The organism is Streptomyces sp. NPDC085524 (assembly GCF_044541755.1).
GTDB lineage: Bacteria > Actinomycetota > Actinomycetes > Streptomycetales > Streptomycetaceae > Streptomyces.
Window position 1 is genome coordinate 1 of record NZ_JBITTH010000052.1, and the last position, 21,245, is coordinate 21,245.

Consider the following 21,245-nt stretch of genomic DNA (forward strand, 5'->3'; position numbering starts at 1 on the left):
TCGGCGTAGACGGCTACGCTCGCGATCCCGGCGTCCCGGCAGGCCCGGGCAACGCGGACAGCGATTTCGCCACGGTTGGCGATGAGCACCTTGCGCACGATGGCTCCCTCCTTGAAACAAGCTGAGTTTAGGGACAGCCCACACGGCCTTTCGACCCTTCCCCAGTGGTGAGCTTGCCCACACAGAGTGTGATGCGAGCAGCGTCCCGCTGGAGAACCCTTGTGGCGCCCCAGGTCAGGGGGATCCCCGACTGCACAGTAACCCCGTCATGTAGCCAAGGTCTCTGTCATGCGGGTCAGCCGCCCCGGGTGATTCTTTGTCGAGTCCCTACGAACGGTCCATCTTTTCTTTGCTTGATCGCTGTGCCGGGGCACTCGCGTAACGAAGCGGTCCGGACCCCTTGTCCGCACGTTTACCCGTTAGTAGCCTCCAGGCGTCGAACAGGCTTGTGACGCGTGGGGGGTGGGGACGAGGTGCTGCGCAGACTCGTGGCCGGACTGGCCGCGATCGTACTGGTCGCGGAAGCGGCAGTGCTGGTACTCGTCCACCTCGTGTTGGGCCGGACCACCGAGAACCAGTCCATGTCCATCGCCGGCAGCGATCCGGATGTCATGTCCAAGGCAACCTACGGGCTGGGCGCGGGCTTGGGCGCCTTCCTCCTGCTGTGCGCGGTGTTCGCCGCCGTCGCCGCGTTCCGCGACCGGCGGCCCGGCCCCTTCGCCCGCTTCGTACTCGTCGCCGCCGCCGTCACCCACGGAGTGCTCGGCGTCCTCACCGTCGTACTGGTCGGCTGGGCCGCCTTCGCGACGATGATGCTGATCCTGTGTCTGCTGGTGCTGACCCTGCTCCTCTACGAGGACCGCACGCCGCAGGCCCGGCCTGCCGGACCGGCCGGGGCCGGTCCGACGGGGGAACTCAAGCCCACAAATCCGTGATGGAAACACCCAGTTCGCCCAGCAGCGAGCGCAGCATCGGCATGGACAGGCCGATCACGTTGCCGTGGTCCCCGTCGATGCCCTCGATGAACGGCGACGACAGGCCGTCCAGGGTGAACGCCCCCGCCACGTGCAGCGGCTCGCCGCTGGCCACGTACGCCGCGACCTCCGCATCCGTCGGCTCGCCGAAGCGGACCGTCGTCGAGGCCGTCGCCGAGACCTGACGGCCGGTCGCCGTGTCGATCACGCAGTGCCCGGTGCGCAGTACGCCCGCACGCCCGCGCATCGACTTCCAGCGCGCGGTGGCCTCCTCGGCATCCGCCGGCTTGCCCAGCGCCTCGCCGTCCAGCTCCAGCACCGAGTCGCAGCCGATGACCAGCGAGCCCGCGGCCTCGGCCAGGCCCGCCACGACCGCCGCCTTCGCCTCGGCCAGCGCCAGCGCCAGAGCGGCGGGCTCGTCGTGGTTCAGGGTGTCCTCGTCGAATCCGCTGACGATCACGTGCGGGGCGAGCCCCGCCTGCCGCAGCAGGTTCAGCCGGGCGGGGGATGCGGAGGCGAGCACGAGCGTGCGGGGGGAAGGCGTCGTCATGCCCGCCATCGTAGGCGGCCCTGACACCCCCCAGGGGCCTCAGAAAGGGCCCACGCCCAGCACGTAGACCGCCACGAGCATGGCGAGGAGGAGGACCACGGTCATCCGCCGGACCATCGCCTGCGCGTCGCGCATGTCCTTGGGCGGCTCGTTCTCAGGGTCGGACCAGAGCATGCCCCGATCCTGTCCCCGCGGACGGGTGGGGCGCCTGAGTACGGGTACTCAGGCGCCACCGTCCGTTCGCATCAGATCCGCTCAGGCGGGCCAGTACGTACGGCCCCAGGCACGCGGCCCGGGCCGCGGCACGCGGCGGCGCGCCACCCGGGCCGGGCGGGACCACTCGTCCGGTACCCGGGGAGCGCCCGACGGTGCCGAAGCCAGCACCGCCGCGCGCGCTTGGACCACCGCCAGTGCGGCGGCCAGCTCCTCCGGGGTGGGGTTCCCCTTGACGACCTTGATGACCACTGGACTTGCCTCCCGGTCCTAGAGGGGGATGTTTCCGTGCTTCTTCGGCGGCAGGGACTCCCGCTTGGTGCGCAGCTGGCGCAGTCCCTTCACCACGTGCGCCCGGGTCTCGGACGGCATGGTCACCGCGTCGACGTAGCCGCGCTCGGCCGCCGTGTACGGGTTCAGCAGCGTGTCCTCGTACTCGGCGATCAGCCGGGCGCGGACGGCCTCGACGTCCTCACCGGCGGCCTCCGCCTCGGCGATGGTGCGGCGGTGCAGGATGTTCACCGCACCCTGCGCGCCCATGACGGCGATCTGCGCGGTCGGCCAGGCCAGGTTGAGGTCCGCGCCGAGGTGCTTGGAGCCCATGACGTCGTAGGCGCCGCCGAAGGCCTTGCGGGTGATGACGGTGATCAGAGGGACGGTGGCCTCGGCGTAGGCGTAGATCAGCTTCGCGCCGCGCCGGATGATTCCGTTGTACTCCTGGTCCGTGCCCGGGAGGAAGCCCGGCACGTCGACGAACGTCAGCACCGGGATGTTGAAGGCGTCGCAGGTCCGCACGAAGCGCGCGGCCTTCTCGGAGGCGTTGATGTCCAGGCATCCGGCGAACTGCATCGGCTGGTTGGCGACGACACCCACCGGGTGGCCCTCGACCCGGCCGAAGCCGGTGAGGATGTTCGGCGCGAAGAGCGACTGGGTCTCCAGGAACTCCGCGTCGTCCAGCACGTGCTCAATCACAGTGTGCATGTCGTACGGCTGGTTCGCACTGTCGGGGATCAGCACGTCGAGCTCGCGGTCGAGGTCGGAGACCTCGGTGTCCGCCTCCTCCGGGAAGGCCGGCGGCTCCGAGAGGTTGTTCGACGGCAGGTACGCGAGCAGCGACTTCACGTACTCGATCGCGTCCTTCTCGTCACCCGCCATGTGGTGGGCGACGCCGGACGTGCTGTTGTGGGTCCGGGCCCCGCCGAGCTCCTCGAAGCCGACGTCCTCGCCGGTGACCGTCTTGATGACGTCCGGGCCGGTGATGAACATGTGCGAGGTCTGGTCGACCATGACCGTGAAGTCGGTGATGGCGGGCGAGTACACGGCGCCGCCGGCGCAGGGCCCGACGACCAGGCTGATCTGCGGGATGACACCGGAGGCGTGCACGTTGCGGCGGAAGATCTCGCCGTACATGCCGAGCGCGCTGACGCCCTCCTGGATGCGGGCGCCGCCGGAGTCGTTGATGCCGACGAGCGGGCAGCCGGTCTTCAGCGCGAAGTCCATGACCTTCATGATCTTCTGGCCGAAGACCTCGCCGAGGGCCCCGCCGAAGACGGTGAAGTCCTGGGAGAACACGGCCACGGGACGGCCGTCCACCGTGCCGTAGCCGGTGACGACGCCGTCGCCGTACGGACGGGTCTTCTCCAGCCCGAAGTTGGTGGAGCGGTGCCGGGCGAGCTCGTCCAGCTCGACGAAGGACCCTTCGTCCAGCAGCAGGGCCACGCGCTCACGAGCCGTCAGCTTGCCCTTGGCGTGCTGCTTCTCCACTGCACGGGCGGAACCGGCATGGGTGGCTTCGTCGATGCGGCGCTGCAGATCCGCGATCTTGCCCGCGGTGGTGTGCATGTCGATCGGCTCTGACGGTTCTGGCATCGGGGTCGCGGCTCCCTGCGTGGTGTCAACGGCCTGGTCAATTGATTGACTACTGCTGGCTACTGGTGCGTAGCGTATCGGCGGGCATGGCGCTGGGCAGTGCGGCGTTTGACACACCTGCATTGGCTTGCTTGGCCTCGCCTCCTTCCCTAGGGGAAGGGGATCCCACCCTCGCGGGCGGGGCTTCCTGCTTCATCGCGGGCTGCCCCGTCGGGGAGAGTCCCCTCGAAGGTCTGAACCAGCGGCCGACCGGGTCCCGGGTCACCGTCACTGTGCTCGGCTCCGCGCCCGACGGCAGGGGTGTCTACGCCTGCGCCCGGGCGGACGGCGCCAGGTCGTAGACCTTCCGTACGCAGCCGAAAGTCCGCGACAGCTCCGCCGCCTGTGTGTCGTGGGGCTAGAAACGGAACTTGAAAGCCCGCTTTACCGGAGAATTCCCCACAGGCCGGAAGCTAGGGTCGGTCAAGATCCGAACGCAGTCTCGGGTCAATGGATTGCATACAGCGACATTTGGAGTCCGATCATGCCGTCAGACGCATCAGCAGGAGCTCCCGGCGGACGCTGGTCGAGCCTGGACCGGCCGCCGCTGAACGCAGAGGCCCTGCGGCGGGCCCTCGTCACCGACGGGGGACTGTGGACCTCCCTGGAGGTGGTCGCGGCCACCGGGTCGACCAACTCCGATCTCGCGGCCCGGGCGGCGCAGCTGTCCGACGGGGCCGTGCTCGTCGCCGAGGAGCAGACCGCGGGGCGCGGGCGGCTCGACCGGAGCTGGGTCGCGCCGGCCCGGTCGGGGCTGTTCTTCTCCGTACTGCTCAAGCCGGGCGACGCGGTTCCGCAGGAACGGTGGGGGTGGCTGACCCTGCTCGCCGGAGTGGCCACCGCGACCGGGCTGTCCCGGGCGGCGGGCGTGGACACCGCACTCAAGTGGCCCAACGACCTGCTCGTCACCGTGGACGGGGAGGAGCGCAAGACCGCCGGGATCCTCGCCGAGCGGGTCGCGGACGGGGTCGTCGTCGGCATCGGGCTCAACGTGACGCTCACCGAGGACGAGCTGCCGGTGCCGGAAGCCGGATCGCTGGCGCTGGCCAAGGCGGCCGTCACCGACCGGGACCCGTTGCTGAGGGCCGTACTGCGCTCCCTGGAGCAGTGGTACGGGAACTGGCGCGCAGCCGGCGGCGACCCGGCCGCCAGCGGGCTCCAGGAGACCTACGCGGCGGGCTGCGCGACCCTCGGCCGGCACGTGCGCGCGGAGCTCCCGGGCGGGCGCACCCTCACCGGAACGGCCGAAGCGGTCGATGCGGAGGGACGCCTGGTCATCCGTACCGCCGAGGACCGTCACGAGGCGGTCACCGCGGGTGATGTGGTGCACCTCCGGTCCGTGCACTGACCTCGGAGTTCTTGCCCGTGGGGCTCGGTTGCGGCGCTGCCGCACGGGCCCCGCGCCCGGGTACCGGGGCCTCCGGTGCGGGCGGGGCCGAATTCCGTGCCGAGTGGGGAGTGAGCTACGGCACACCTGCCGTATGGTTTAGGCGATCCCGGTACTCGTAGTGACCACCGGTTCGGCAGGGCAGTGCGCACGGAATGGACAGGAGGCGGCCCTTGACCGTCGACGACTCTACGTCCAGCGCGCCCGCCCCCGGGCCGGCGGGCCACGGCACCCCGATCGGTCGGGATCAGCACACCCCCCACCACGAGGTCGACCACACGGTCCAGCCGACGGCGGATCCCCTCGCCATCCGGCTGGAGCAGCTGATCCTGGGCGCCGAGCGCCGGTACACGCCCTTCCAGGCGGCCCGCAGCGCCGGGGTGTCGATGGAACTGGCCTCACGCTTCTGGCGGGCCATGGGCTTCGCCGACATCGGCCAGGCCAAGGCCCTGACGGAGGCGGACGTACTGGCGCTGCGCCGGCTCGCCGGTCTGGTGGAGGCCGGCCTGCTGTCCGAGCCGATGGCCGTGCAGGTGGCGCGGTCCACCGGGCAGACCACCGCACGGCTGGCCGAGTGGCAGATCGATTCCTTCCTGGAGGGGCTCACGGAGCCGCCGGAGCCGGGGATGACCCGTACGGAGGTCACGTACCCGCTGGTCGAGCTGCTGCTGCCGGAGCTGGAGGAGTTCCTCGTCTACGTGTGGCGCCGCCAGCTGGCGGCGGCCACCGGGCGCGTGGTGCAGGTGGCGGACGACGAGGAGATGGTCGACCGGCGCCTGGCGGTGGGCTTCGCCGACCTGGTGGGCTTCACCCGCCTCACGCGGCGGCTGGAGGAGGAGGAGCTCGGCGAGCTGGTCGAGTCCTTCGAGACGACCTCGGCCGACCTGGTGGCCGCGTACGGCGGCCGTCTGATCAAGACCCTCGGCGACGAGGTGCTGTACTGCGCCGACGACGCCGCGACGGCTGCGGAGATCGCACTGCGGCTGATCGAGACGATGGAGGTCGATCCCCAGATGCCCGAGCTGCGGGTCGGGATCGCCTTCGGCACGGTGACCACCCGGATGGGCGATGTCTTCGGGACCACCGTGAACCTGGCCAGCCGGCTGACCTCGATAGCGCCGAAGGACGCGGTGCTGGTGGACGGGGCGATGGCCGAGGAACTCGGCCGCACCGGGGCCGCGCCCGTCTCGGAGAAGGAGGCCGAGGCCGAGGAGGGCGGCGGTACGTACCGCTTCGCGCTCCAGCCGATGTGGCAGCGGCCGGTGCGCGGGCTGGGCGTGGTGGAGCCGTGGTCGCTGACGCGCAGGAAGCCGAGGACGCAGGGCTGACGGGGCGGGCCCTGCCCGTGCAGGGGGCGGGTGGTGTCGGTTTGCCGCCGAGGCCCGCGCCGCCGGGGCCGGGTGTGCTGTGGGGTGCCCCGGCAGGGCGTCGAACGCGACCACCCCGTACTTCGGCCGACCCCGTGGAAACGTTCGACGGCCGAGGAGGTGCCCCGCCGCGCGCCCGGGCTCGGCGGCCCGTGCGTGTGCGGGCCGCTGCGCGGGGCCTTCCCCCACCCCGCCCCTTCCCGGCGTACCGAATGTGCGGCTCCGCCGCGTGGGGGGCTCCGCCCGGACCCGGTCCTCAAACGCCGGACGGGCTGGAGGGTGCGGCCGGGCCGGAGGGTGTGGCCGGCCGAGGGTGCGGCCGGGATGGGTTCTTGACCCGGTGGCGGGAGTCCGGACTACAGTGCGCCGATAACGATCGTTAACCGGGAGGGTCGCAGGCATGTCTGAGCAGCGCTTCGGAGAGTTCGTCGCGGTACGTCGGGAGGGTGACGGGCACGTCGCCGAGCTGGCGATGGACCGGCCCAAGGCGATGAACGCCGTGTCGACCGAGATGGCCCGGTCCATCGGCGCGGCCTGCGCGGCCCTGGCGGCGGACCCGTCGGTGCGGGTCGTCGTGCTCACCTCCACCGCCGAGCGGGCCTTCTGCGTGGGTGCGGACCTCAAGGAGCGCAATTCGCTGTCGGACGCCGAGCTGGTGCGGCAGCGGCCGACCACGCGGGGTGCGTACGGGGGCGTGCTGGAGCTGCCGATGCCGACGATCGCGGCCGTGCACGGCTTCGCGCTCGGCGGCGGCTTCGAGCTGGCCCTGGCCTGCGATGTGATCGTCGCCGACGAGACGGCCGTGGTGGGCCTGCCCGAGGTGTCGGTCGGCGTGATCCCGGGCGGCGGCGGGACGCAGCTGCTGCCGCGCCGGGTGGGTGCGGCGCGGGCGGCCGAGCTGATCTTCACCGCGCGCCGCGTGGAGGCGGCCGAGGCGCTGTCCCTGGGCCTGGTGGACTCGGTGGTGGGCGCCGGGCAGGACACGGCCGAGGCTCTCGCCCTGGCCGCGCGGATGGCGGCGAACTCCCCGGTGGGGCTGCGCGCGGCCAAGCGGGCGCTGCGGCTGGGGCACGGGATGGACCTGTCGGCGGGCCTGGAGATCGAGGACGCGGCCTGGCGGACGGTGGCCTTCTCCGGGGACCGGGCCGAGGGCGTGGCGGCGTTCAACGAGAAGCGCAAGCCGAACTGGCCGGGGGAGTGAGCGGTCCGCGACGTACGCGCGATCACCGTTCGTGATCTTCCTTGCACGTAAAGTCGCGCCAAGTATCACTAAATCAGACAAAACTCCCTAACCTGGGGTGATGGGAGTTGACGGGCGGCTGCGAGCCGTGGTGGGCCTCGCGCAGGCGATGGCCGCGGCCTCGACGCCGCGGGACAGTGTGCGGGCGGCCGCGCGGGGCGCGCGGGTGGCGCTGGACGGGTCGTTCGCCGCGATCTCCGAGTGGGAGCGGGGGCGGGGGCGCCTCCGGGTGCTCGTGAACGAGGGGGAGCGGCGGGCGGGGGAGGAGGAGTTCCCCGAGGACGAGTCCTACCCCGTGCACGACTTCCCCGAGATCACCGAGTTCCTGCACGAGCGCTGGGTGGGCGGCGGCGGACCCCACGCGTGGGTCGAGAGCGCCGTCGGGGACCGCCCCGGGCGCCGGGGCGCCGCCCTGCGCCGCCGAGGGCGCGGGACGTGCGTGGTCGCCCCCGTCGTGCTCAGCGGGCGTGCCTGGGGGGAGCTGTACGTCGCCCGGGACGAGGGGCTGCCCGACTTCGACGAGGACGACGCGGAGTTCGCGACCGTACTCGCGGCCGTGGTGGCGGCCGGCCTCGCCCAGAACGAGCGGCTGGAGGAGGCCCGGCGCCTGGCCTTCACCGACCCGCTGACCGGCCTCGCGAACCGGCGGGCCGTCGACATGCGGCTCGACGAGGCCCTGGAGGAGCACCGGCGCACGGGGGTCGTGGTCAGCCTCGTCGTGTGCGACCTGAACGGCCTGAAGAAGGTCAACGACACGCTGGGCCACGCCATGGGCGACCGGCTGCTGGAGCGGTTCGGGTCGGTGCTGAGCCTGTGCGGGGCCATACTCCCGGGCGCGCTGGCCGCGCGGCTGGGCGGCGACGAGTTCTGCCTGGTCGGGGTGGGGCCGAGCGCGGACGAGGTCGTACGGGTCACGGACGAGCTCTGTGCGCGGGCCGCCGAGCTGGAACTGGGGGAGGGGGTGGCCTGCGGGGTGGCCTCCACCGGGGACCCGATCGGGCCGGTGAAGTCCTCCCGGCGGCTGTTCCGGCTCGCGGACGCCGCCCAGTACAAGGCGAAGGCCGCACGCTCCCCGAAGCCGGTCGTCGCGGGGCGCGACACCGCGGTGGTCCGCCTGGCGGATGCCGCCGCCGAAGCCGCCTCCGGCGAACGCCGCCGATTCCGGGGCCGCCCCTAGTGTGTCCGGCGGATCATGGCCGGGCCCGGCCATGATCCGCCGGACACCCCCCCAGCCCTCCCGGGCCGGGTTCTCGGCCCCCCCTGTGCCGCCGCCGCGCAAGCCCCCGGGCTCCGCCAGGACCCCGTGTCTCGAACGCGGCCGGGGCTGGTTTCGGGGCTCCGCCCCGGACCCCGCGCCTCAAACGCCGGCGAGGCTGGAATTGCCCCGCCGACGCTTGACGCGCGGGGGAGCGGGGCGGACCCCGCGGTGCGGCGGCGCGCACGGCCGGTCGTCCCGGCGCCCCGGAAGCTCCGCGCGGCGGGCCCGGTGCGGCCGTAAGGGGTCCTGGTGGAAGTCACTAGTGACATGGCGCGATTCAGTCCGTACGCTGCTGAATATGGATATGCACACTGTCGTGGTGGGAACGTCCGGGACCACCGCCGAGGACGTCATCGCCGTAGCCCGCGGCAACGCACGCGTCGAGCTGTCCGCGGAGGCGCTCGACGCGCTCGCCCGCGCCCGCGAGATCGTCGAGGGCCTCGCCGCCAAGCCCGAGCCCGTCTACGGCGTGTCCACCGGGTTCGGTGCACTCGCCTCCCGGCACATCAGCCCCGAGCTGCGCGCCCAGCTCCAGCGCAACATCGTCCGCTCGCACGCCGCCGGCATGGGCCCGCGCGTCGAGCGCGAGGTCGTCCGGGCGCTGATGTTCCTCCGCCTCAAGACCGTCGCCTCCGGCCACACCGGCGTGCGGCCCTCCGTCGCCCAGACCATGGCCGACCTGCTCAACGCGGGCATCACGCCCGTCGTCCACGAGTACGGCTCCCTCGGCTGCTCCGGCGACCTGGCACCGCTCTCCCACTGTGCGCTCGCGCTCATGGGCGAGGGCGACGCCGAGGGCCCGGACGGGACCGTCCGCCCCGCGGGCGAGCTGCTCGCCGAGGCCGGCATCGAGCCGGTCGAGCTCCGCGAGAAGGAGGGCCTCGCCCTCCTCAACGGCACCGACGGCATGCTCGGCATGCTGGTCATGGCCCTCGCCGACCTCCACAAGCTCTACACCTCCGCCGACATCACCGCCGCGCTCACCCTGGAAGCCCTGCTCGGCACCGAGAAGGTGCTCCAGCCCGAGCTGCACGCCATCCGCCCGCACCCCGGCCAGGGCGCCTCCGCCGCCAACATGGCCGCCGTCCTGAAGGGTTCCGGGCTCACCGGGCACTTCCAGGAGGAGTCCGCCCCCCGCGTGCAGGACGCCTACTCCGTGCGCTGCGCCCCGCAGGTCGCCGGCGCCGGCCGCGACACCATGGCGCACGCCGCCCTGGTGGCCTCCCGCGAGCTGGCCTCCGCCGTCGACAACCCGGTCGTGCTGCCCGACGGCCGGGTCGAGTCGAACGGCAACTTCCACGGCGCGCCCGTGGCCTACGTCCTGGACTTCCTGGCCATCGCCGCCGCCGACCTCGGCTCCATCGCCGAGCGCCGTACCGACCGGCTGCTGGACAAGAACCGCTCGCACGGCCTGCCGCCGTTCCTCGCGGACGACGCCGGTGTGGACTCCGGTCTGATGATCGCCCAGTACACGCAGGCCGCCCTGGTCAGCGAGATGAAGCGGCTCGCGGTGCCGGCCTCCGCCGACTCGATCCCGTCCTCCGCCATGCAGGAGGACCACGTCTCGATGGGCTGGTCGGCCGCGCGCAAGCTCCGTACCGCCGTCGACAACCTGACCCGGATCATCGCGATCGAGCTGTACGCGGCCACCCGGGCCATCGAGCTGCGCCACGGGCTCACCCCGGCCCCGGCCAGCCGGGCGGCCATCGCGGCGGCCCGCGCGGCCGGTGTCGAGGGTCCCGGGCCGGATCGTTTCCTCGCCCCCGACCTGGCCGCCGCCGACGCGTTCGTCCGCAGCGGCGCCCTCGTGACGGCCGTGGAGGCGGAGACGGGCCCGCTCGCCTGACGGTCCGCAGTACGCGCGTGAGAGCCGCCCGGGATCCTTCCCGGGCGGCTCTTCGCGTGCGGGCGCGGGCGGGCTCAGTAGGTGCGGGAGCGGCGTACGGAGAAGGTCACGCAGCCGGCCCCGATGCCGAGGAGCAGCGTGCCGCCCAGGAGGTAGGGCGAGGTGTCGACGGAGCCGGTGTCGGCGAGCGAGACGGACTCCGTCTGCGGAGCCGTAGCGGAATCCCGGCGCGCGGCCGCAGGGGCCGAGGGCAGGGTGTTGGCGGCGGCGGGTGCGGCGGGGCGACCCGTCGCGGGCCCGGGAGCGGTGGCGCCCGCGGAGGGCACGAACCACAGGGCGCCGAGGAGGGTGGTCGCTCCGAGAGCGGTGAGCAGCGGACGGCGTGCGGACACGGTGCGATCCCCCTTGCGGAAGCAGCGAATTGGCCGTGTGCGGTGATGCTACGGAAAGGGGCGGGTCGTGGGAAAGCCGGGGGTTCCGCGGGCTTACTCTCCGTCGTATGAACCCTTCTGAGACATCACGTTATGTACGACTTCGAGTGGATCTGGTGCTGGAGGTGCCGGATGCGCAGGCACTCACCGGAGCCGCTCTCGCCCACATCGAGGCCGACGAGTTCATGCCGGACGAGGAACGCGGCCACGCCGAGGCCGCCGTACGGGAGGACGAATCGGAGGCCCTCGCCTACCTCGTCGACCCCACCGACCTGGTCGCGGAGATCCCCGGAGTGGAGCTCGCGCAGGCCTCCTGGAGCAGCGAGCCCGTCGAATACGACCCCGAGTCCATGGAGTGGGACATGGACGAGGAAGATGGGGACTTCGACGAACAACCCGACAACGTCTGACCGTGTGGTTGCCCACATCCGAAGGGAATGTGGAACCGATCCGCGGAGTTAGCGCGTTGTCTAGGGGAGGCAGGGGGTGATTCCCCCTGCCCGGCCCAACCCCGGGACGGCAGCCCCGGGGTTTCCGGCAACGATGGAGTGGCGTGTGAGGACGGACAGCAAGCGGCGGAGAAGGTCCTTGATGGCCATATCCGCCGTGCTCGGTGGCGTACTGGTGCTTTCGGCGTGCAACGACGGCGGGGGCGGTGACAAGCCGAACGCGAGCGAGAGCAGCAAGTCCCAGGCGGACGTCGACGCCGCGGCGGCCAAGGACGCCTCCAAGGCCAAGATAACGATCACGCCCAAGGACGGCGCCACCAACGTCGGCCTCAACGACGCGACCACCGTTGCCGTCAGTGACGGCACGCTCACCGCGGTCGAGCTGAAGACCTCCGAAGGCACGGCCGTCACCGGCAAGATCGCCGCCGACGGCAAGAGCTGGAAGCCCGACGGCGCGCTGAAGCGCTCGACGAAGTACGCCCTGTCGGCGACCGCGAAGGACGAGGCGGGCCGCGAGGCGCACGAGAACGCCTCGTTCACCACCGTCTCCCCGGAGAACAGCTTCGTCGGCTCGTTCATCCCGGACGAGGGCCAGACGGTCGGAGTGGGCATGCCGGTCTCGATCACCTTCAACAAGCCGATCAGGGACAAGAAGGCCGTCCAGGCGGCGATCACCGTCTCGTCCAGCAGCGGCCAGGAAGTCGTCGGCCACTGGTTCAACCCGCAGCGGCTGGACTTCCGCCCGGAGAACTACTGGCAGGCGAACTCCACCGTCACGATGAAGCTCGCGCTCGAAGGCGTGCAGGGCGCGCCCGGCGTCCAGGGCGTCCAGAGCAAGACCGTCACCTTCAAGATCGGCCGCAGCCAGGTCTCCACGGTCGACACGAAGACCAAGAAGATGACGGTCACCCGGGACGGCGCGGTCCTCAAGACCATCCCGATCTCGGCGGGCTCCCCGCAGAACCCGACGTACAACGGCCAGATGGTGATCTCCGAGAAGTTCAAGGAGACCCGCATGGACGGCTCGACCGTCGGCTTCAAGAACGAAGAGGGCAAGGGCGAGTACGACATCAAGGACGTCCCCCACGCGATGCGGCTGTCGACCTCCGGCACCTTCATCCACGGCAACTACTGGGGAGCGGACTCGGTCTTCGGCAGCGTCAACACCAGCCACGGCTGTGTCGGCCTGAACGACGCCAAGGGTGCGAACGACCCGAACCAGCCTGCGGCGTGGTTCTACGACAACTCGCTCATCGGCGACGTGGTCACGGTGATCAACTCCCCGGACAAGACCATCACGCCCGACAACGGCCTCAACGGCTGGAACATGAGCTGGGCCGACTGGAAGGCGGGCTCCGCCGTCTGACGACTGCGGCGGCGCGCTCGAACTGAAGCGGCACGGAAGGCGGGGACCCCCGGGGGTCCCCGCCTTTTCCGTTGCCCTTCCCGCTGCCGTTGCCCTTCCCGCTGCCGCTGCCGAGCCCGGCGCGGCGCGCCCGGCGCGAAAACCCCTGACCGGCGGAGCAGGCCCCGGTCTAGGGTCCGATCATGACGATCCGATCACTCGCCGTGCCCCCGACCGAGCCCGAAGTGGACGCCTGGCTGGCGGTCCTGGCCGCCGCCGCGGCCACCGACCTGCCACAGCTGCCGCCGCCCTCCCGCGTCGAGGTCGGCGGTCGGCTGCGCGTGGCACCGGCACGCGGGCGCGCCGCACGGTGGGCGGCGGACGACGGCGCCGCCGTGGCCGGCCTGCTCCTGTTCACCGACGAGGCCAACGCGCAAACCGCCTTCCTCGACGTGCTGGCCGTCCACCCCGACGCCCGCCGCCGGGGCGTCGGCACGGCCCTGTGGCAGCGGGTGCGCGAGGAACTCCTCGCCGACGGCCGCACCTCCGTCTCCACGCTGGTGGACCTGGGAGGCCCGGGGCAGGCGTTCGCCGAGTCCCTCGGCTTCGAGAACGTCCTGCCGATGGCCTGGTACGTACAGGAGGTGGCGCAGCCGCAGCCGGAAGCGGAGCCCGCGCCGGGCTATCAGCTGAAGACCTGGCATGGCCTCGCGCCGGACGACTGGGCCGGGCCGCTCGCCAAGGCCCACGGGGCGATGGAGGACGCGCCCACGGGCGGCGTGGACGAGCAGCTGGAGACCTGGTCGGCGCCCAAGCTCCACGCGGCGCAGCAGCTGATCCTCGACCGCGGCGGCGAGCTGACCACGGTCGCGGCGGTGACCCCGGACGGCGAGGTCGCCGCCTACACGGAACTCGTCCTGGCCGATCCGGCCGGCCCGCGGGCCCTCCAGTACGACACCGTCGTCGTCCCCGCGCACCGGGGCCACGGCCTCGGCCTGACCGTGAAGCGGCACATGCAGGCACTGGCCGCGCAGCGCCACCCCGCCCTGCGCCAGATCGGCACGACGGTCGCCGACGAGAACACCCCCATGCGCCGGGTGAACGAGGCCCTGGGCTACCGGCGCGAACGCGGTACGGCCTACTTCCAGCTCAAGCTGTAGCCGCCGGGTCCCGGTCCGCGTCGGCCCCCTCCCCGGGGGCCGACCAGGACGCCAGGAGCCGCAGCGCGTCCGCGGACGGGGAGCCCGGCGCCGCGTGGAAGGCCACCAGGGACATCCCCGGATCGTCCGGGAGCCGCAGCGTCTCGAAGGACAGCTGCAGCTCACCCACCAGCGGATGCCGCAGCACCTTCAGCCCGTGCGTCTTGTCGGCCACCGTGTGCGCCGCCCACAGCCGCCTGAACTCCTCGTTCTTCACCGACAGTTCCCCGACCAGCGCCGACAGCCGCTCGTCGTCCGGGTTCTCGCCGGCGTACATCCGCAGATTGCTGACGACCTCGCACGCCCGGCACTCCCAGTCCGCGTACAGCTCGGCCGTCGCCCCGTCCAGGAACACCAGCCGCACCAGGTTCCGTTCCGCCGCCGGCAGCTTCCCGAAGTCCCCGAACACCGCCGCCGCCAGCCGGTTCCAGCCGATGACGTCCTGCCGGTGCCCCACCAGGTACGCCGGTACGCCGTCCATCGCGTCCAGCAGCGTCCGCAGCTCCGGCCGCACCTGCTGGGGGCGGTGCCCCTGGCGGCGCCTGCGCGCCTTCGGGCGGGCCAGGTGGGTCAGGTGCGCCTGCTCGGTGCCGTCCAGCCGCAGGGCGCGCGCGATCGAGTCGAGGACCTCCGCCGACACGTTGTGCCCGGCGCCCTGCTCCAGCCGCGTGTAGTACGCGACGGACACCCCGGCCAGCTGCGCCAGCTCCTCGCGGCGCAGCCCGGGCACCCGCCGGTGCCGCCCGTGGTCCGGCAGGCCCACGTCCCCGGGGCGCAGCCGCGCCCGCCGGGACCGGAGGAACTCGCCGAGCTCGGCACGCTGATCAAGCTGGTCCATACCGCCAGTATCCCCGGGCCCGCCCGGGTGGCGCATCGCTCAGCCTGACCCCGCCAGTGGTAGGTCCGCCGGTCCTAGGAAGGGCAGGGGACTGGGTGCCGGCCGCGCGGCCGGGCAGTCTGGACCCCGAAACCACGGAGCACCACCCCGACTCCCAACGCCGAGGAGCACCCCTCCCATGTCCGTCACCCAGGTCGCCGCCTACGCCGCCCCCGCCCCCAAGGCCCCGCTGGAGCGCACCACCGTTCCGCGCCGCCCCCTCGGCGAGCACGACGTCCTCATCGACATCAAGTACGCCGGCATCTGCCACTCCGACATCCACCAGACCCGCGACGGCTGGGGCAAGGGCATCTACCCCATGGTCCCCGGCCACGAGATCGCCGGCGTCGTCACCGGAACGGGCCCGGGCGTCACCAGGTTCGCCGTCGGGGACCGGGTGGGCGTCGGCTGCTTCGTCGACTCCTGCCGGGAGTGCGAGTACTGCCTGCGCGGGGAGGAGCAGTACTGCACCGAGGGCGCGACCGGCACGTACAACTCCCGCGACAAGAACGGCGAGCCCACGTACGGCGGCTACTCCACCCACGTCGTCGTCGACGAGAACTACACCGTCCGCATCCCCGACGGCCTCGCCCTCGACGTCGCCGCCCCACTGCTGTGCGCCGGCATCACCCTCTACTCCCCGCTCAGGCACTGGCAGGCGGGCCCCGGCAAGAAGGTCGCGATCGTCGGCCTCGGCGGCCTCGGCCACATGGGAGTGAAGATCGCGGCGGCGCTGGGCGCCGAGGTCACCGTCCTGTCGCAGTCCCTGCGCAAGCAGCAGGACGGCATCGCGCTGGGCGCCTCCCACTACTACGCCACCAGCGACGGGACCACCTTCGAGAAGCTCGCCGGCACCTTCGACCTGGTCGTGTCCACCGTCTCCGCGCCGCTCGACCTGGACGCGTACCTCGGCCTGCTGAAGGTCGACGGCGCGCTGGTGAACGTCGGCGCCCCGGAGGAGCCCGTCTCCCTCGGCCTGTTCTCCGTCATCGGCGGCCGCAAGACCCTCGCCGGGTCGATGATCGGCGGGATCGCCGAGACCCAGGAGATGCTCGACTTCTGCGCCGAGCACGGCCTGGGCGCGGAGATCGAGCTGATCGCCGCGGAGCAGATCAACGAGGCGTACGAGCGGGTGGAGGCGAGCGACGTCCGCTACCGCTTCGTGATCGACACGTCCACGATCTGACCGAGCGCGGTGCGCAGCCGGTCGCGCACCGCCGTCCGGACGGCGATCCGGGCCTCCCGGCCGGTGTCACACGTTCTTCATGCTCCGTGCATGGCACCGGCGGCGCAGGCTGCGGATGATCACTGCAACACCCTTCCGCAGCAGAGGAGTTCCCGATGCCCAGCCGCCGTCACTTCCTCGCCGGATCCGCGGCGGCCGCCGGTCTCGCCGCCTTCCCGGCACAGCCCGCGGCGGCGGCCCCCGCAGTGGCAGACGACGCCCCTTCCGGTCCGCCCAACCTGGTGGTGGTCCTGGCCGACGACCTCGGCTACGGAGACCTGGGCGCGTACGGGCAGAAGCTGATCACCACCCCGCGCATCGACCGGCTCGCCGCCGAGGGGCTCAGGTTCACCGACGCCTACTCCGCGGCCGCCGTCTGCGCGCCCTCCCGCGCCGCGCTCCTCACCGGCCTGCACACCGGCCACGCCGCCGTCCGCGCCAACCCGTCGAGCGGCGGCCAGGGCAGCCTCGGCGCCGGGGACACCACCTTCGCGGAAGTGCTCCGGGCGCGCGGCTACCGTACGGGCCTGTTCGGCAAGTGGGGCTTCGGCCCCGAGGCCGCGGACCAGCCCAGCCACCCGGCGGCGCGCGGCTTCGAGGAGTTCTACGGGTACATCGACCACGGCCACGCCCACGAGTACTACCCCGCCTACCTCTGGCACAACGGCGCCAAGGAGACCGTTCCGGCCGGCACCTTCGCGCCCGACGCCATCGCCGAACGCGCCCTCGGGTTCCTCGACGCGCACGCGGCCGGGCCGGACCCCTTCCTCCTCTTCCTCGCCCCGAACCTCCCGCACGCCCCCAGCGAGATCCCCGACTCCGGCGCGTACGCCGCGCAGTCCTGGACCCAGGCCAACAAGGCGCACGCGGCGCAGATCAGCCACCTCGACGCGCAGGTCGGCGCGGTCGTCGACCGGCTGAAGACCCTCGGCATCGCGGAGCGCACCGTGCTCCTGATCGCCTCCGACAACGGCCCGCACGAGGAGGGCGGCGTCAACCCCGACCTCTTCGACGCCAACGGCCCGCTGCGCGGCTACAAGCGCAACCTGTACGAGGGCGGCGTACGCGTCCCGCTGATCGCCTGGGCCCCGGGCCGGATCGCCGCGGGCACCACCAGTTCCCGCCCCACCCCGCTCTACGACGTCCTGCCCACCCTCGCCGACCTCGCGGGCGGCGCACCGGCCCCCTCGGACATCGACGGCCTCTCGGCGGCCCAGGTCCTGACCGGCCAGGGGGAGCTGGCGCCGCTCCACGACCACCTGTACTGGTACCGGGACGAGCAGGGCGTCACCAGCCGGGCCAACACGCAGGACGGCGGCCGTGCGAAGCAGGTGGCCGAGGCGATCCGCAAGGACCGGTGGAAGGCCGTACGGTTCGCCCCGGCGCGGGACCGCACCGTACCGGACCCCCAGTGGGCGTTCGAGCTCTACGACCTCACGACGGACCTCGCCGAGAAGAACGACGTGGCGGCGGCGAACCCTTCGGTGGTCTCGTCCTTGGCCGCCCTCCTGCGCGCGTCATGGGCGGACACCTACGTGCGCCGCGCCTGGGGCCTGACGGCGGTCGCGGACGCGTCGGCCGGCAACCTCACCACGACCCTCGCGAACGGCACCGCCCGCCCCTGGCCGGACGTACGCGTGACCCTCCCGGTCCCCCCGGGCTGGACGGCCACCGCCACCACACCGGCCACCGCGGTCTCCCTGGCACCCGGCGCCGCACTGACCACGACCTGGCGGGTGACCGCCCCCTCGACGGAGGCCGCCCTGCTCACCCCGCAGGCCACCACCGCATCCGCGTTCCGCTTCACGGCCCCGACCCGCTACGCGCCGCTCCCGGCCCCGCCCGCGCGCGACGGCTACCTCAGCGACCTCCCGTGGGTCTCGGCCGCCAACGGCTGGGGCCCGGTCGAGATCGACCGCTCCAACGGCAAGCAGGCGGCGGGCGACGGCACCCCCATCGCCTTCGGCGGCGTGACGTACCCGAAGGGCCTCGGCGTCCACGCCCCCTCGGAGATCGTCTACCACCTGGGCGGGCGCGCGGCCCGCTTCACGGCACTCGTCGGCATCGACGACTTCTCGACGAAGCAGTCCACGGTGGGCGCCACCCGCGCCGTCGTCCGCGCCGACGGCCGCACCCTGCACACGACCGCCACCCTCACGGGCGCGGGCGGCCCCGCCCGCATCGACCTGGACGTGACGGGCGTCCGCGTCCTCCACCTGGTGGTGGAGGACGCCAACGCCCGCACCTCTTACGACCACACCTCCTGGGCGCAGCCGTACGTGACGGTGGTCTGACCCCGCGCCTATTCCGCCGCGGCCACGCCGATCGGGCAGCTCACGCCCGTGCCGCCGATGCCGCAGTAGCCGCCCGGGTTCTTGTCCAGGTACTGCTGGTGGTACGCCTCCGCGTTCCAGAAGGGGCGGTCCGCTGCCGGGAGGACGGCCGTGGTGATCCGGCCGTAGCCCGAACCCGTCAGGACCTGCTGGTACGCCTCGCGGGAGGCTTCGGCCGTCTTCTGGTGGGCGGGGGAGTGGGTGTAGACCGCCGAGCGGTACTGGGTGCCGACGTCGTTGCCCTGGCGGAAGCCCTGGGTGGGGTCGTGGGACTCCCAGAACAGCTTCAGCAGGGTCTCGTAGGACACGAGGGACGGGTCGAAGACGACCCGGACGACCTCCGTGTGGCCCGTCTGACCCGAGCAGACCTCGTCGTACGTCGGGTTCTCCGTGAAACCGCCCTGGTAGCCGACCAGGGTGGTCCACACCCCGGGGGTCTGCCAGAACTTGCGCTCCGCGCCCCAGAAACAGCCCAGGCCGAAGTCCGCGACCTCGAGGTGCGCGGGGTACGGGCCGGCCAGCGGGTTGCCGAGCACCGTGTGGCGGTCGGGGAGCGAGAACAGCGGCTCCGCGCGGCCCGTCAGGGCCTCCTCGCGGGCGGGGAGCTCGGGCGTGCGGCGGTACGAGAACATGGGTCGCCTCCTTCGGTACCCCCTCAACGGACGGGGGCGGGCCGGGATTCCCCGGCCGCGCCCCGACGGTCACGAGTGAGGGGGAGCGCTCACGGGGCGAGCACCAGCTTTCGCAGGGGCCCGGTGTCGGGCCGGTCCGCGACGACCGCGTCCAGGGCCGGGCCGAGCCGGTCCTCGAAGCCGTCGTCGGGGTAGCGCAGGGTGGCCGACTCGGACCAGGACAGCTGCCAGCGGGCGGTGCCGCGGGCCGTCAGCTCCACGGTGACCAACTGGCCCACGGCACGCCGCAGCGCCGGGCGGGAGAACGCGCGGACCTCGTCGCCGGCCGCGGCCCCCTCCTGCTCGGAGTCCGGGAGCCGGTCCGCGATCCGCCGGCGCACCGCCGGGTCGGCGTCGATCGCGTCGAGCAGCGCCGCCAGGCCGGGGCCCGCGCCCTCGGCGGAGAGGGCCTCGCGGATGTCGTCCGCGCCCTGGGAGGCGTACAGGGCCATCGACTCGTGGACCAGGTCCTCCCAGTCCAGCCGCTTCATCGCCAGCGCCTCCGGGGTGAGCACCGCCTGCTCCAGAGCGGCCAGCACGGCGTCCGCGTCGGCCAGCAGCTCCAGGGCGGGGCGGGCCGCCTGACGGCCGCGGCCGTCGTCCGGCAGGGCCTCGATACGGGCCACGCGCTCGGCGAGCGCCGGGTGGGAGTCGTACGGGGAGGCAGGCTCGGTGGACAGCTCCCGGCGCAGCTCCTCCAGCTCGGCCGAGCGGGCTTCGAGGAGCCGGCGCAGGCCGCCGAAGACCTCGCCGGGAGGCGGCAGCAGACCGGCGCCGACGCCGAGGGTGGCGTACGAGCGCATGTAGAAGCCGTGCGCCGAGTCGAGGGCGTTCACCTCGCGCAGCGCCGACGCGGCGGCGTCGCGCCCGGCGACCCGGACCGAGGCCAGGTCGGCGGCGAGCTCCTGGCGGCGGGATGTGGTGAGGGTGGCGCGCATGTAGAAGTTGCCGTACGCCGTGTACATCCTCGCCATGCCGCGGTACGTCGCACCCAGGCCCGGGGTGTCGACCATCGTGGCCCTCCTGCCCTTGGCCCTCCGCTTGGCGGCGTGCCGCTCCTGCCTCGCGCGTTCGTTGGCCTGCTTGGCGGCGGAACGCTCGTGGAAGTGGGAGATGGTGCGGATCAGCTGGGAGCGGCCGCGGGCGATCAGCGGGGTCAGGCGGGTGTCGAAGTTGGCGTAGTGGCCCATCTCGTGGGCCAGTACGGCGCGCAGCTGCATCTCGTCCAGGCCCATCATCAGGGGCAGGCCGAGGTAGAGGCGGCGGGTACCGGGCCGCAGGCCCAGCGCCGAGGAATCCTCGCTGACGGCCGCGTTCACGTCCTGGACCAGCACGATCTCGTCGGGCGCGCGGGTTTCGACCTGCCGGGCGACGTCGTGCACGGCCTCCCACAGCGCGGGCTCCTGGGCCTCGGTCACGGTGACCTTGATGCCGGCCGGCGGCTCCTCCTTGGGCGTGCGCAGCATGAACAGGCCGCGCACGATCGGGATCGCGATCACGACGGAGAAGACGCCGATCTCGCCGGCGGTCTCGTGCGCGCCGGACGCGTAGGCGGCGTAGTCGATGCCGGCCAGGACGGCCAGCAGGACCACGCCGAGCAGATAGAACCCTGCGAGCAGGACGAGGGCGCGCAGAGCGCGCAGCGAAGCGCCCATGTGGACAGATCCCCCCCCGGGACGAAGTGCGGTGCGGATCCGCATCATGCGGTTCGGGGGGCGGTGACGGCAACTTGATCGCCGCCGCGTTTCCGCTGGTGGCCCTGGGGGTGCTGGCCCGCCCGTGCCGGGCCGCTGCGCTGCCGGCGCTCCGCCCGGACCCCGCGCCTCAGTCGCCGGCGTGGCTGGGTTTGCCCGGGTTCCGCCGTTGCGCGGCGGCTGCGCTGCCGGGGCTCCGCCCCGGACCCCGCGCCTCAAGCGCCGGCGGGGCTGGTTTTGCCTCGGCGGGACCGGCCGGTTGGGGCGGGGCCCCTCCG

General features: G+C 72.7%; 20 protein-coding genes and 1 pseudogene. 11 read left to right on the forward strand and 10 right to left on the reverse strand.

Annotated features, from left to right (window positions below):
* Window positions 1-98: biotin carboxylase N-terminal domain-containing protein (locus ACIGFK_RS41595; protein ID WP_279617129.1), on the reverse strand; the 98-nt coding region annotated here is incomplete at its 3' end.
* Window positions 99-455: 357 nt separating this feature from the next.
* On the opposite strand from ACIGFK_RS41595, the gene ACIGFK_RS41600 reads away from it, so the two are divergent.
* On the forward strand, window positions 456-935 hold the full coding sequence (locus tag ACIGFK_RS41600; protein WP_400056050.1) for a hypothetical protein: 480 nt from the start codon (window positions 456-458) through the stop codon (window positions 933-935).
* Here ACIGFK_RS41600 and ACIGFK_RS41605 read toward each other — a convergent pair.
* From ACIGFK_RS41605 to ACIGFK_RS41625, 5 genes and pseudogenes are all read right to left on the reverse strand, one after another.
* Window positions 916-1,533, reverse strand: coding sequence for a Maf family protein (locus ACIGFK_RS41605; protein WP_376661732.1), 618 nt, complete (start codon window positions 1,531-1,533; stop codon window positions 916-918). The genes ACIGFK_RS41600 and ACIGFK_RS41605 overlap by 20 nt on opposite strands.
* A gap of 30 nt (window positions 1,534-1,563) precedes the next feature.
* The gene (mmpB, locus tag ACIGFK_RS41610; protein WP_376661733.1) at window positions 1,564-1,698 is read right to left on the reverse strand and encodes a morphogenic membrane protein MmpB; all 135 of its coding nucleotides are present in this window, start codon (window positions 1,696-1,698) and stop codon (window positions 1,564-1,566) included.
* Window positions 1,699-1,779: 81 nt separating this feature from the next.
* Window positions 1,780-1,989, reverse strand: a complete 210-nt coding sequence (locus ACIGFK_RS41615; protein ID WP_376661734.1) for an acyl-CoA carboxylase epsilon subunit — start codon at window positions 1,987-1,989, stop codon at window positions 1,780-1,782.
* 18 nt (window positions 1,990-2,007) lie between these two features.
* The gene (locus ACIGFK_RS41620; protein WP_376661735.1) at window positions 2,008-3,606 is read right to left on the reverse strand and encodes an acyl-CoA carboxylase subunit beta; all 1,599 of its coding nucleotides are present in this window, start codon (window positions 3,604-3,606) and stop codon (window positions 2,008-2,010) included.
* 307 nt (window positions 3,607-3,913) lie between these two features.
* Window positions 3,914-4,048: pseudogene (locus ACIGFK_RS41625) on the reverse strand (helix-turn-helix domain-containing protein); the annotation flags it as partial.
* An 81-nt stretch (window positions 4,049-4,129) separates the two neighbouring features.
* On the opposite strand from ACIGFK_RS41625, the gene ACIGFK_RS41630 reads away from it, so the two are divergent.
* The 5 genes from ACIGFK_RS41630 to hutH all read left to right on the forward strand — a co-directional run bounded on the left by ACIGFK_RS41630 (window position 4,130) and on the right by hutH (window position 10,743).
* Complete coding sequence (locus tag ACIGFK_RS41630; protein ID WP_376661736.1) at window positions 4,130-4,993, forward strand: biotin--[acetyl-CoA-carboxylase] ligase; 864 nt, start codon at window positions 4,130-4,132, stop codon at window positions 4,991-4,993.
* Window positions 4,994-5,205: 212 nt separating this feature from the next.
* Window positions 5,206-6,360 carry an adenylate/guanylate cyclase domain-containing protein gene (locus ACIGFK_RS41635; protein ID WP_376661737.1) on the forward strand — a complete coding sequence of 385 codons (1,155 nt, stop codon included), beginning with the start codon at window positions 5,206-5,208 and terminating at the stop codon, window positions 6,358-6,360.
* 439 nt (window positions 6,361-6,799) lie between these two features.
* Complete coding sequence (locus ACIGFK_RS41640) at window positions 6,800-7,600, forward strand: enoyl-CoA hydratase/isomerase family protein (protein ID WP_376661738.1); 801 nt, start codon at window positions 6,800-6,802, stop codon at window positions 7,598-7,600.
* Between the two features lie 100 nt (window positions 7,601-7,700).
* Complete coding sequence (locus ACIGFK_RS41645) at window positions 7,701-8,816, forward strand: diguanylate cyclase domain-containing protein (RefSeq protein ID WP_376661739.1); 1,116 nt, start codon at window positions 7,701-7,703, stop codon at window positions 8,814-8,816.
* A gap of 385 nt (window positions 8,817-9,201) precedes the next feature.
* Window positions 9,202-10,743: a histidine ammonia-lyase gene (gene hutH / locus ACIGFK_RS41650; RefSeq protein WP_376662320.1), complete on the forward strand. Its 1,542-nt coding sequence runs from the start codon at window positions 9,202-9,204 to the stop codon at window positions 10,741-10,743.
* A 74-nt stretch (window positions 10,744-10,817) separates the two neighbouring features.
* On the opposite strand, the gene ACIGFK_RS41655 is transcribed toward hutH, so the two are convergent.
* The gene (locus ACIGFK_RS41655; RefSeq protein ID WP_376662319.1) at window positions 10,818-11,135 is read right to left on the reverse strand and encodes a hypothetical protein; all 318 of its coding nucleotides are present in this window, start codon (window positions 11,133-11,135) and stop codon (window positions 10,818-10,820) included.
* A 146-nt stretch (window positions 11,136-11,281) separates the two neighbouring features.
* Here ACIGFK_RS41655 and ACIGFK_RS41660 point away from each other — a divergent pair, with 146 nt between their 5' ends.
* The 3 genes from ACIGFK_RS41660 to ACIGFK_RS41670 all read left to right on the forward strand — a co-directional run bounded on the left by ACIGFK_RS41660 (window position 11,282) and on the right by ACIGFK_RS41670 (window position 14,128).
* Window positions 11,282-11,584, forward strand: coding sequence for a hypothetical protein (locus tag ACIGFK_RS41660; RefSeq protein WP_386473227.1), 303 nt, complete (start codon window positions 11,282-11,284; stop codon window positions 11,582-11,584).
* Window positions 11,585-11,717: 133 nt separating this feature from the next.
* A complete protein-coding gene (locus ACIGFK_RS41665) occupies window positions 11,718-12,989 on the forward strand; it encodes an Ig-like domain-containing protein (RefSeq protein WP_376662317.1) in 1,272 nt (423 codons plus the stop codon).
* Window positions 12,990-13,171: 182 nt separating this feature from the next.
* Window positions 13,172-14,128 carry a GNAT family N-acetyltransferase gene (locus ACIGFK_RS41670; RefSeq protein WP_376662108.1) on the forward strand — a complete coding sequence of 319 codons (957 nt, stop codon included), beginning with the start codon at window positions 13,172-13,174 and terminating at the stop codon, window positions 14,126-14,128.
* On the opposite strand, the gene ACIGFK_RS41675 is transcribed toward ACIGFK_RS41670, so the two are convergent.
* Complete coding sequence (locus tag ACIGFK_RS41675; RefSeq protein ID WP_400056052.1) at window positions 14,118-15,005, reverse strand: helix-turn-helix transcriptional regulator; 888 nt, start codon at window positions 15,003-15,005, stop codon at window positions 14,118-14,120. The genes ACIGFK_RS41670 and ACIGFK_RS41675 overlap by 11 nt on opposite strands.
* Window positions 15,006-15,183: 178 nt before the next feature.
* On the opposite strand from ACIGFK_RS41675, the gene ACIGFK_RS41680 reads away from it, so the two are divergent.
* Complete coding sequence (locus ACIGFK_RS41680; protein WP_376662110.1) at window positions 15,184-16,230, forward strand: NAD(P)-dependent alcohol dehydrogenase; 1,047 nt, start codon at window positions 15,184-15,186, stop codon at window positions 16,228-16,230.
* A 155-nt stretch (window positions 16,231-16,385) separates the two neighbouring features.
* Window positions 16,386-18,563 (forward strand): sulfatase-like hydrolase/transferase, encoded by a 2,178-nt coding sequence (locus ACIGFK_RS41685; protein ID WP_386473232.1) that lies wholly within the window; start codon window positions 16,386-16,388, stop codon window positions 18,561-18,563.
* A gap of 8 nt (window positions 18,564-18,571) precedes the next feature.
* Here the strand turns inward: ACIGFK_RS41685 and msrA are convergent, their stop codons facing one another.
* Window positions 18,572-19,234, reverse strand: a complete 663-nt coding sequence (msrA, locus tag ACIGFK_RS41690) for a peptide-methionine (S)-S-oxide reductase MsrA (RefSeq protein ID WP_376662112.1) — start codon at window positions 19,232-19,234, stop codon at window positions 18,572-18,574.
* Window positions 19,235-19,323: 89 nt separating this feature from the next.
* A complete protein-coding gene (locus ACIGFK_RS41695; protein WP_400056055.1) occupies window positions 19,324-20,928 on the reverse strand; it encodes a M48 family metalloprotease in 1,605 nt (534 codons plus the stop codon).
* Window positions 20,929-21,245 lie beyond the last annotated feature (317 nt).

Bases quoted from the DNA above. Each gene is read 5' to 3' on its own strand.
- ACIGFK_RS41605 (WP_376661732.1), bottom strand. From the start codon at position 1,533: ATGGCGGGCATGACGACGCCTTCCCCCCGCACGCTCGTGCTCGCCTCC.
- mmpB (WP_376661733.1), bottom strand. From the start codon at position 1,698: ATGCTCTGGTCCGACCCTGAGAACGAGCCGCCCAAGGACATGCGCGAC.
- ACIGFK_RS41620 (WP_376661735.1), bottom strand. From the start codon at position 3,606: ATGCCAGAACCGTCAGAGCCGATCGACATGCACACCACCGCGGGCAAG.
- ACIGFK_RS41630 (WP_376661736.1), top strand. From the start codon at position 4,130: ATGCCGTCAGACGCATCAGCAGGAGCTCCCGGCGGACGCTGGTCGAGC.
- ACIGFK_RS41640 (WP_376661738.1), top strand. From the start codon at position 6,800: ATGTCTGAGCAGCGCTTCGGAGAGTTCGTCGCGGTACGTCGGGAGGGT.
- ACIGFK_RS41645 (WP_376661739.1), top strand. From the start codon at position 7,701: ATGGGAGTTGACGGGCGGCTGCGAGCCGTGGTGGGCCTCGCGCAGGCG.
- hutH (WP_376662320.1), top strand. From the start codon at position 9,202: ATGCACACTGTCGTGGTGGGAACGTCCGGGACCACCGCCGAGGACGTC.
- ACIGFK_RS41665 (WP_376662317.1), top strand. From the start codon at position 11,718: ATGGAGTGGCGTGTGAGGACGGACAGCAAGCGGCGGAGAAGGTCCTTG.
- ACIGFK_RS41670 (WP_376662108.1), top strand. From the start codon at position 13,172: ATGACGATCCGATCACTCGCCGTGCCCCCGACCGAGCCCGAAGTGGAC.
- ACIGFK_RS41675 (WP_400056052.1), bottom strand. From the start codon at position 15,005: ATGGACCAGCTTGATCAGCGTGCCGAGCTCGGCGAGTTCCTCCGGTCC.
- ACIGFK_RS41680 (WP_376662110.1), top strand. From the start codon at position 15,184: ATGTCCGTCACCCAGGTCGCCGCCTACGCCGCCCCCGCCCCCAAGGCC.
- ACIGFK_RS41685 (WP_386473232.1), top strand. From the start codon at position 16,386: ATGCCCAGCCGCCGTCACTTCCTCGCCGGATCCGCGGCGGCCGCCGGT.
- msrA (WP_376662112.1), bottom strand. From the start codon at position 19,234: ATGTTCTCGTACCGCCGCACGCCCGAGCTCCCCGCCCGCGAGGAGGCC.
- ACIGFK_RS41695 (WP_400056055.1), bottom strand. From the start codon at position 20,928: ATGGGCGCTTCGCTGCGCGCTCTGCGCGCCCTCGTCCTGCTCGCAGGG.